The organism is Chamaesiphon polymorphus CCALA 037, from assembly GCF_003003845.1.
In the GTDB taxonomy this organism is placed as follows: domain Bacteria; phylum Cyanobacteriota; class Cyanobacteriia; order Cyanobacteriales; family Chamaesiphonaceae; genus Chamaesiphon; species Chamaesiphon polymorphus.
This window is the reverse complement of the sequence record NZ_PVWO01000222.1, coordinates 1-9,010: the sequence shown is the minus strand read 5'-3', so window position 1 is coordinate 9,010 and position 9,010 is coordinate 1. Positions and strand designations below refer to the sequence as shown.

The 9,010-nt window shown below is 45.6% G+C and carries 6 protein-coding genes; 3 read left to right on the top strand and 3 right to left on the bottom strand.

The genetic code is table 11. From position 1 onward, the window contains the following. Nucleotides 1-232: 232 nt before the first annotated feature. On the top strand, nucleotides 233-3,514 hold the full coding sequence (locus C7B77_RS16635; protein WP_106307107.1) for a glycoside hydrolase family 15 protein: 3,282 nt from the start codon (nucleotides 233-235) through the stop codon (nucleotides 3,512-3,514). Nucleotides 3,515-3,672: 158 nt separating this feature from the next. On the opposite strand, the gene C7B77_RS16630 is transcribed toward C7B77_RS16635, so the two are convergent. Next, nucleotides 3,673-4,056 carry a hypothetical protein gene (locus C7B77_RS16630; protein WP_146138365.1) on the bottom strand — a complete coding sequence of 128 codons (384 nt, stop codon included), beginning with the start codon at nucleotides 4,054-4,056 and terminating at the stop codon, nucleotides 3,673-3,675. Nucleotides 4,057-4,163: 107 nt separating this feature from the next. Here C7B77_RS16630 and C7B77_RS16625 point away from each other — a divergent pair, with 107 nt between their 5' ends. Next, nucleotides 4,164-5,786, top strand: a complete 1,623-nt coding sequence (locus tag C7B77_RS16625) for a GAF domain-containing sensor histidine kinase (RefSeq protein WP_146138364.1) — start codon at nucleotides 4,164-4,166, stop codon at nucleotides 5,784-5,786. An 87-nt stretch (nucleotides 5,787-5,873) separates the two neighbouring features. Then, a complete protein-coding gene (locus C7B77_RS16620) occupies nucleotides 5,874-6,713 on the top strand; it encodes a Cof-type HAD-IIB family hydrolase (protein ID WP_106307098.1) in 840 nt (279 codons plus the stop codon). 142 nt (nucleotides 6,714-6,855) lie between these two features. On the opposite strand, the gene C7B77_RS29310 is transcribed toward C7B77_RS16620, so the two are convergent. Both C7B77_RS29310 and C7B77_RS16615 read right to left on the bottom strand, forming a co-directional pair. Continuing rightward, nucleotides 6,856-7,059 carry a hypothetical protein gene (locus C7B77_RS29310; protein ID WP_146138363.1) on the bottom strand — a complete coding sequence of 68 codons (204 nt, stop codon included), beginning with the start codon at nucleotides 7,057-7,059 and terminating at the stop codon, nucleotides 6,856-6,858. Between the two features lie 31 nt (nucleotides 7,060-7,090). After that, on the bottom strand, nucleotides 7,091-8,887 hold the full coding sequence (locus tag C7B77_RS16615) for an ABC transporter ATP-binding protein (protein ID WP_106307110.1): 1,797 nt from the start codon (nucleotides 8,885-8,887) through the stop codon (nucleotides 7,091-7,093). Nucleotides 8,888-9,010: the final 123 nt, after the last annotated feature.

Genomic DNA, 9,010 nt, shown 5'->3' with positions numbered 1-9,010 from the left:
ATTGTCTTAACTCCAGGATGTGTAAAGATTTATAACTGCCGATGTGTACTAATGTAACGAATAAACAGCAAAATGGCAAGTATTTTAAAATATTTGTAAATTTTCTGGTAACTGGGTATCTAGATCGGCAATGTTGGCTTTGCTAGTTTTTAGATTTAGGCACAGCTCGCCATCTACAATAAACCTATTCTCTGCCTTCTGCCTTCCTCACCGCTCGTTCGCAACTCACACTATGAATCGTTTTCAGCAACTCGATCGATACTATCAGCAGATTGAATCGATTATCCTCAGCCGCCAAAATCCGATTACCGGATTATTCCCCGCCAGTACGGCCATTACCGCCCATGGCGATTATACAGATGCCTGGGTGCGAGATAACGTCTACACCATCCTCGCTGTGTGGGGATTGGCGTTGGCATATCGCAAAGTAGATGCACCGCCAGGGCGGTTGTACGAGCTGGAGCAGAGCGTTGTCAAACTGATGCGGGGCTTGTTGTTTTGCATGTTGCGCCAAGCCGATAAGGTGGAGCAATTCAAACAGACTCAATCGCCTTTAGATGCCCTCCACGCTAAGTATAGTACTCACACTGGCGATATCGTCGTCGGCGATGATGAGTGGGGGCATCTCCAATTGGATGCGACATCTTTATATATTCTGATTTTGGCGCAGATGACCGCATCGGGGTTGCCTGTCATTTATACTCTCGATGAAGTCAATTTCGTTCAAAATTTGGTTTATTATATCGGGCGCACCTATCGGACTCCCGATTACGGCCTGTGGGAGCGCGGCGATAAGATCAATCACGGCAGTGTAGAATTAAATGCGAGTTCGATCGGGATGGCTAAAGCCGCGCTCGAAGCAATCAATGGGTTAGATTTATTCGGAGCCAGAGGTTCGCAGGCATCGGTGATTCATGTTTTACCCGATGAGATTGCCAGAGCGCGACTGACGTTGGCTTCTTTATTACCACGGGAGTCGAGTTCTAAGGAGACGGACGCGGCTTTGTTGAGTATTATCGGGTTTCCCGCCTTTGCCGTCGTGGATCCGCAGTTAGTCAATCGCACGCGGACGAAGATTGTCGAGAAGTTAGAAGGTAAATATGGCTGTAAGCGATTTTTGCGCGACGGACATCAGACGGTACTAGAAGATACCACCCGCCTGCACTACGAGCCGGAGGAACTGCTCAAATTCGAGGGAATTGAGTGTGAATGGCCGTTATTTTTTACTTATTTATATTTAGATGCGCTCTTTAATGGCGATGCTGGATCGATCGAGAAATATCGTAGCCTACTGGCAGGAATTGCGGTAGAGGTGGATGGTACGCAATTGTTACCAGAATTATATTATGTGCCCAAACAACTAATCGCCGCCGAGCGATCGCATCCCCACTCGCAGACAAGATTGCCGAATGAAAATCTCCCCTTAGTCTGGGCGCAGAGCCTCTATTTCTTGGGTGAATTGTTATTCGATCGATTTTTAGCACCTGGCGATCTCGATCCGCTCGGACGCCATTTACGCATCGGTAACAAACGCCGCCGTACCGTCCAAATCGCGCTGATTGCTGAAGATGAAGAGTTGCAAGCACAACTAGCCGAGTACGGGATTGCTACCCAAGTACCCTCGCAAATCGCCCCAATTCAAGTCCGCCAGTCTACGGAATTAGCCGCCGCCTATACCCAAATCGGTCGGAATGATAAGCTGGGTTTGACTGGTCGTCCGGTGCGACGCTTGCGGAGTCTGACCACTTCCCGCATCTTTAATATTTGCGGCGATACGATTGTCTTTCTCCCAGCATTCTTAGATAGTCAGCAGTTTTATCTAACTTTTGATTATCACTTTTTGATCTCGCAAATTAAGGCTGAAATTGCTTATATTAGCGAACAGTGGACGCAATTGGGTCGCCCGACGATTACGTTACTATTGACTAAATCATTATTGCAAGAAGGACAGGATGAATTTAAGGGTCAACAATATTCTTCGCCGTTACTAGAATTAATTGCCGAATTTCAGCAAGGTAAATGTAATGGGGTACCAATCCGACTGGGGAATCTCAATCAATTAAAATTAACGGCGGGAGTAGAACGGATCGATAATTTACACGACTTTAAATTCGATCTGACTACTGCCAATCCAGTCGCGCAGCACCGCTATTATTTAGCTTATGCTCCCGATTGCAACCAACCCTTAACCAGTACTCAAGAATTTTTACTAGAAGCCGAAACTAATATCACGTTGTTACTCAAACAACTCAGAGGTTCGGAAAATATCTACCAACAAATCGAACTCTTACATACTTTAACTAAGTTAAAGGGCTTAAATTTTAATACTGGATTTGGCGGTGCTGGTGTCAAAGTAACAGTCTCCGACTTACTCGACGAAGTTTATTTCAAAGCAGGTAATTTTAGCAATCGTCCGCATTGGGCGATCGTGCGGTATGCTGCGGGATTATTAGATAAAGTTGAGATTAGTTTATCCGATGCCGTGACAGATATTTCGATCGCTGGCAAACAATTAACTGTTGGGATGGCTTATAGCGAAGCCGCACTGATCGATCGACCGATGTCTCATACCGAAATTATCGAAAAAATCGATGAATTTTGCCGTGAAGATATTCGCGATCGAGTATTGACTCAAGAAATTATTATCTATCTGGGTTTATTAATCAAATCGCAACCGACTTTGGTTAAAGGTTTGCTGACACTCCGAGTCGGATATCTAATTATCTTATTAACTAGCGAATTGGCGATCGAATTACGTATCGCTCAAGATGAAGCTTATGAAAAATTGATGGGTCTGAGTCCGTTTGAAATTCAAACCAGACTTCATCAAGTATTGACTGATTATCAAGGTGTCGGTCAGACGGTATTCAAGCAAGAATCATTGCATTTAAATCAGTCGCAGCAACAGATTAAATGGACGAGCGATCTGACAGGCGTTAGCGATATCACCGAGATCGAACGTCAATTCGATACCCCGACGATCGATTGGCGATATCAACGCCGTAAAGATGGCACGATCGATCGAGTCGATCGAGATTTTTATCCTAGTGTCTGGCGATTGTTAGAACATTGTAAAGGGATCGCGATCGGCGATAAACTCGAAAAGAGAAATCGACTCGATAGTGCGATAATTTTATCAGAAATGACACCAGGCGAGAAAAATTTTGCACTCAGAATCGAGCATTTACTCAATAAGATTGTCGCTCCAGAGTATCGACAACTAAACATTGAAGCTTTAATGGCCTTGGCAGCTTTATCCGAACGCAACCCAGCATTAAATATTGAAGAGTATATAGTGTTGGATGTTTTAATCGGTCACGCAGTTCGCTTGGCTTGGTTGGATGTCGATTTGCCCAAAATGACATCGATACCTTTAGATGCGTCGGCTTTTAACCAGGCTAATTACGACTTATACAAGTCATTTGCTTGGAGTGCTTTCTATCAAACTTCTCCACCGATCTGCGCGCGTTATATTGTTAAATCGCTCCAGTTCTTGAGCCAAATCGCAACTTAGAGCGTGTAGTAACTGATAGATAGTTGAAAGCCAGGTATGGCCTCAATTGTTAAATATCGATCGATTAGAGCATGTCGGTGGGATAGCTATCTGAATTTTAGATAATAGACTATCCCACACTCGATCGACTTTGTAATGACTAATAACTAAGGATTAAATTATCTACGTAGCTTATCTGCGGCATTGTAGACATCGATCTGAACATTTTGACGCAATTTAACTGGCGGTACATTTACACCAGAGGGATTGCCACCACCACCATTAAGTTGTTGATTGCTGTTGCGCTCTTGAGTCGCACGCTCGGTACCCCCAACATTGGTTTGGACGTTGGTAGAGTTGACAACATTACCACTACAATTACCACTAGAACCTTGGGTGACATTATTAGTGCGCTTGGTAGGTTGGCGAGAACCACTAATTGTCATTTGAATATTCATGTCATTCATAATACATTGAGCACTAGCGCGCGAAACTGGGAGCGAAACGAGTGCAGCTAATGTTGTCAAAGAGAGTAAACCGAGTGAGAAAAATGAGGAGTTCATAGTGTTTTTCTATAAGTAATCTTAGAGACTACTACATTCTCACTAGCAATCGTTCCGGAAATCTGGAAGCCAATACCAACCAACACTTGCAACTATCTACCCCGAAAATGTTGCTCTACCCTGTTTGCGTGGGAATTTTAGATGTAGACATATCTTCTCCATCCGACAGTCGCAAACTCACACATCCCATTCCGGGCAATCGTCCCATGCTCAATTCAGAACAAGATCTAGATATCAACCCAGATCGCCATATAACTAGATCTCGATCCTTACAGTATCCGCCGATAGTTACTGAATTGAGCATCGATCGATCGAAGGTGCCAATCTTTACCGAAGCTACCGCACAGGTGGCGCGACTCACCGATGCACCTGTCGCAATCCTGACAACGATCGTGGAATCTGGCGATCGAATTGCCTCTGTATATGGCTTAGAACGATTGGTATTACCTGCTAAACCCAATTTACGCTCAGAATTAGCTGGATTAGAATACTGTCACGATCGCATCCTCACCAGTCAACTGAGCCTGAGCATCGTCAATTGCCAACAACACCCGCAATTGTCGCAGTCATCGTTGTGCCGGATGCACGAGCTGCAATCCTATCTAGGCGTACCAATTATTACCGCCGCTCGCGACTGCTTGGGTACGCTCGCGATTTTAGATTTTAAACCGCGCCAATTTAGCGATCGCGATATCGAGCTATTGCAACTAGTCAGCCGCTTGGTAGCGAGTGAATTCGAGCGCAAATTATTAAGTCAAGCACAATTAGAGCGGCGGCTGGGCAACCTCCACGAGCAAGTAAAGATCGGATTTGACGATCCTGCCGTCGCCACCGAACACACTCAGAGCCAATTCGCCGGAAATCCGCCTCAGCCTGCGCCAGCAAGCTGCTCGATCGACAAACCACGCACTGGGAATACAATTCCCAATTTAGTGGCCGATTGCCGCCCAGAGCCGCCACTAGCCCAAACTCAAATCCAGTCTAAATTACTCGCTCATTTAGCTCAAGAATTGCGGACGCCGCTGACATCCGTACTAGGAATGGCTAGTGTCTTGCAACAAGAAATCTACGGGCCGTTAAGTAGCAAGCAAAAAGATTATTTAGGCATTATCCACCATAGCGGTCGCCAACTGGTCGCGATCGTCGATGAAATCTCGCAACTAGGCGGATTTGACGCCACAGATCGCCAACTCACGCTCAAATCAGTGGATCTAGAGATGTTATGTCAACTAGCCATCCAAAGTCTCGAATCGATCGCCACTAAGAAGCAGCAACAAATTAAACTCGATTTGGCTGACGATCGTCCCATATCTACCCCTCAGCCAGATGAGAGCACAAACCCATCACCCCGCGTCTGGTTGCTAGATAAAGATAAAGTCCGTCAAATCGTCTATTATCTCTGCCTGAGCTTGATTCACGCCAGCAGCATCGAGCGAAACATCTCGATCCAGTTTGCCGCCGTTCTCGAGGGCATCGAGATTCAGATCGCCACTGACGACCCCAATGCGATCCTCCCCAACGCCGATTTTCCCACACAACTTGCTGGCGATCCCAGCCAATCGATCGAGATCGATCGTCACGATCTTACCGATACCAAACTCAGTTGGGATCTGCGGATTAGTCTGGGTTTATCTTTAAGTCATACTCTCGCGGCCTCCCATGGCGGTAAAATTCAATCGATCGCTCATGGTTGCGGCTATCGATTGATCTTGCCGCTGATTGTTAACTAGTTGTTAATAGGTAATGAAGAGATTGATGGTACGATCGAATGGAAAATCAGACCCTAACGGGGGATTGAGATCCACAACATTACCATCATGTCATCATTAAGTACTGCCGAAATCAAACTCCTAATCTTAGATATTGATGGCACGATCGCGGGAAAATCTAATCAGGTGAGTACCAGAGTCAAACAAGCTATTCAAGCCGCCCAAGCCAAAGGCGTCCGCGTGGGAATTGCAACGGGCAGAATGTATAAATCTGCAATGCGGTTTCACAATGACATCGGCGCAGATATGCCCCTGATTGCCTACCAAGGTGCCTGGATTCAAGATCCCGCCACGGGAAAGCGGTATCGACACCATCCGGTACCCGTCGCCATCGCTCGCGAATTAATCGATTACTTCGAGCAACCTGAATTACTCGATCGATTATCAGTTCATGTCTATCGTGACGATTGCTTATACGTCCGCGAGATTAATGCCGATACGGAGCAATATGTCGGACGCAGTGGCATTGAAGTCACCGCAGTCAAAGATCTGCGGACGCTATTAACCGATTGCCCGACTAAACTGCTGGCGATGTCTGAAGATACAGCATTGATTCAAGATTTACTAGTCGAGCTGCGCCAACGCTATGCCCCGTCAGATTTACATGTCACAACTTCCGTGCCGATCTTCCTCGAAACCACCCAATCTGGTGCTAACAAAGGTGCCGCGATCGATTATTTGGCTACCAGTCTACTAAATATTACCGCCGAGAATGTCCTCGCGATCGGTGATAACTATAATGATGTCGAAATGCTCGGTTATGCTGGCATTGGTGTTGCCATGGGTAATGCCCCTAGTGATGTCCAGTCTCTCGCTAACTGGGTCGCTCCCGATATTGAAGCCGATGGTGTCGCCGCAACCATTGAAAAATTCATTCTCAATGCTTAATTTATCTAGCGGCTAACTAACAGTTTAAAGTTCTAAATATAAAACCAAAAAGAAGACCGACGACTGGCCGTGTTTCGTCTCGGTCTTCTTCTTGATTCGCTCCTCACACTAAATATATATTACATCGCTCCGTCGAGATTTGTCAATCTTTCTGAAGAAATATTTTGAGTTGGGAGTTGGGAGTTGGGAGTTGGGAGTTGGGAGACAGGGAGCAGGTGGATGGGTAATGGGTAATGGGTAGATAGTTCTGACAACCATTACCTGTGACTCCTGCTTGGTGCGCTAAATTCTCAAGTCCCGATTGGTGGATGGGTGGACGGGGAGTGAGGGAAAAGTTGAATTGCATTATCAATTATCAATTATCAATTATCAATTATCTAAGTTCCCAACATTTGCAACTGATACAAGCTAGCATACAAGCCGCCGCCATCGATTAATTCTTCGTGGGAGCCGGATTCGATTAATGCGCCTTGCTTGAGGACAAAAATCCGATCGACATTCCGAATTGTCGATAAACGGTGGGCGATGATAATTGCCGTGCGATCGACAATTAGTCGATCGAGTGCGTCTTGAATTAAGACTTCCGTTCCCACGTCTAGACTTGCGGTAGCTTCGTCGAGTACCAAAATGCGAGGATTGCGAATGACCGATCGCGCAAAGGCAATTAACTGTTTTTGTCCGGCGGAGAGATTGGAACCGCGTTCGCGAAGTTGCGTATTGTAGCCTTCAGGTAATTGGTCGATAAATCGATCGATATTAGTCGATCGAGCCGCCTGAAGAATTTCGGCTTCTGTATATTCTTCTCCCAGCGTAATGTTCATTTTGACATCGCCTGCAAACAAAAAGCCATCCTGCAAAATCACGCCCAAATAGCGACGGAGTTCGGCTTGAGTAATCTGGTTGATATCTACCCCATCGATTAAAATCCGCCCCCTAGTTGGCTCGTACAGACGGCAGAGCAAGCGCACGATCGAACTTTTACCTGCACCAGTCGGGCCGACTAAGGCAATTTTTTCACCAGGCTTGATGGTAAAATCCAAATCGCGAATTACATAATCATCATCTTTATAAGCAAACCAGACATGCTCGAAGCGAATTTCGCCCTGAGACGCGCTATCGACATGAGTCAGGTGCAGACTTTGAGCTTCGGCGATATCTTGAATTTCGATCGGTTCGTCGAGAATATCATTGATGCGCTCTACCGCCGTAAATCCCGATTGAATCGCTGTGAATTTCTCGGCAAACTGGCGCAATGGTTCAAACAATCTTTGGGCATATAAAATAAATGCCGATAGAGTCCCAAAATCTAAAGTTTTATCGAGCACCTGCAAACCCCCCACCCACAGCACCGCCGCGATCGCGACGAGCGAAATCCACTCTAATGTTGCCGATACCGCCGAATCGTGAAAATTAGTTTTATCGATTTCTTTAATATATCGATCGCGCACCGTCCGAAATAGTTCGGCATTATATTTTTCGCGCCTAAACAATTGCACGACATTAATACCGACAACATTTTCCTGTACCATCGAATTGAGTTGCGATAACTCTTCTCTACCGCGATAGTTCGCTTTGCGATATTCCTGCTGAAAATAAATGACTACTGCCCCGACAGGTACTAACATGATTAACAATATCACGGCGATTTGCCACTGAAGCGTAAACATATAGTAAAGCATCACGACGATCGAAAAGAGATCGCTGATAATCCCGATCGCGCCTGTCGTAAATACATCGCCCAAAGCTTCGACATCGTTAGTCAAGCGAGTAATTAACTTACCCACAGGCGTCCGATCGAAAAATCTTACCGCTAACGAAGTGACTCGATCGAATAAATCGTTCCGAATATCGGCAGTAATTTGTTGGCCGATCCGTTGGACGGTATATCCTTGTACCGCTGTTAAAATCAATCTCACAACTACTGTCGCCATCAGCAGTAATGTGAGTAAATTTAACCCGTCCAACATCGATAAACTACTCACAAAATCCCAGGTTTTTTCATTCCTTATTTTAGAAATTGCCTGACCGATAATTAAGGGTTGGATAGCATTGGAAATAGCTAATGGAATTAACAAGCCAAATGATATCAGAAATAATTTACCGCTACGACGAGCATAGGGCACTAGTCGCAACAGCAATCGCCAATCGTTATCTGGGGGATTCGACGATTTCATTATTCGACTGCGAGATTCTGTAACATTAGTCATGTCGATCGATGAGTGTTTGGGAGAGTGGGGCTGTGGTGCAAAGATTAAGTTTAATAGACTTCGTTGGAGGCTGTGTTACCCCCCCAACCC

What these genes read in the sequence shown, in the direction of transcription:
- C7B77_RS16630 (WP_146138365.1), bottom strand. Translation starts at nt 4,056, where the DNA reads ATGAACTCCTCATTTTTCTCACTCGGTTTACTCTCTTTGACAACATTA.
- C7B77_RS16620 (WP_106307098.1), top strand. Translation starts at nt 5,874, where the DNA reads ATGTCATCATTAAGTACTGCCGAAATCAAACTCCTAATCTTAGATATT.
- C7B77_RS16635 (WP_106307107.1), top strand. Translation starts at nt 233, where the DNA reads ATGAATCGTTTTCAGCAACTCGATCGATACTATCAGCAGATTGAATCG.
- C7B77_RS29310 (WP_146138363.1), bottom strand. Translation starts at nt 7,059, where the DNA reads ATGCAATTCAACTTTTCCCTCACTCCCCGTCCACCCATCCACCAATCG.
- C7B77_RS16615 (WP_106307110.1), bottom strand. Translation starts at nt 8,887, where the DNA reads ATGAAATCGTCGAATCCCCCAGATAACGATTGGCGATTGCTGTTGCGA.
- C7B77_RS16625 (WP_146138364.1), top strand. Translation starts at nt 4,164, where the DNA reads ATGTTGCTCTACCCTGTTTGCGTGGGAATTTTAGATGTAGACATATCT.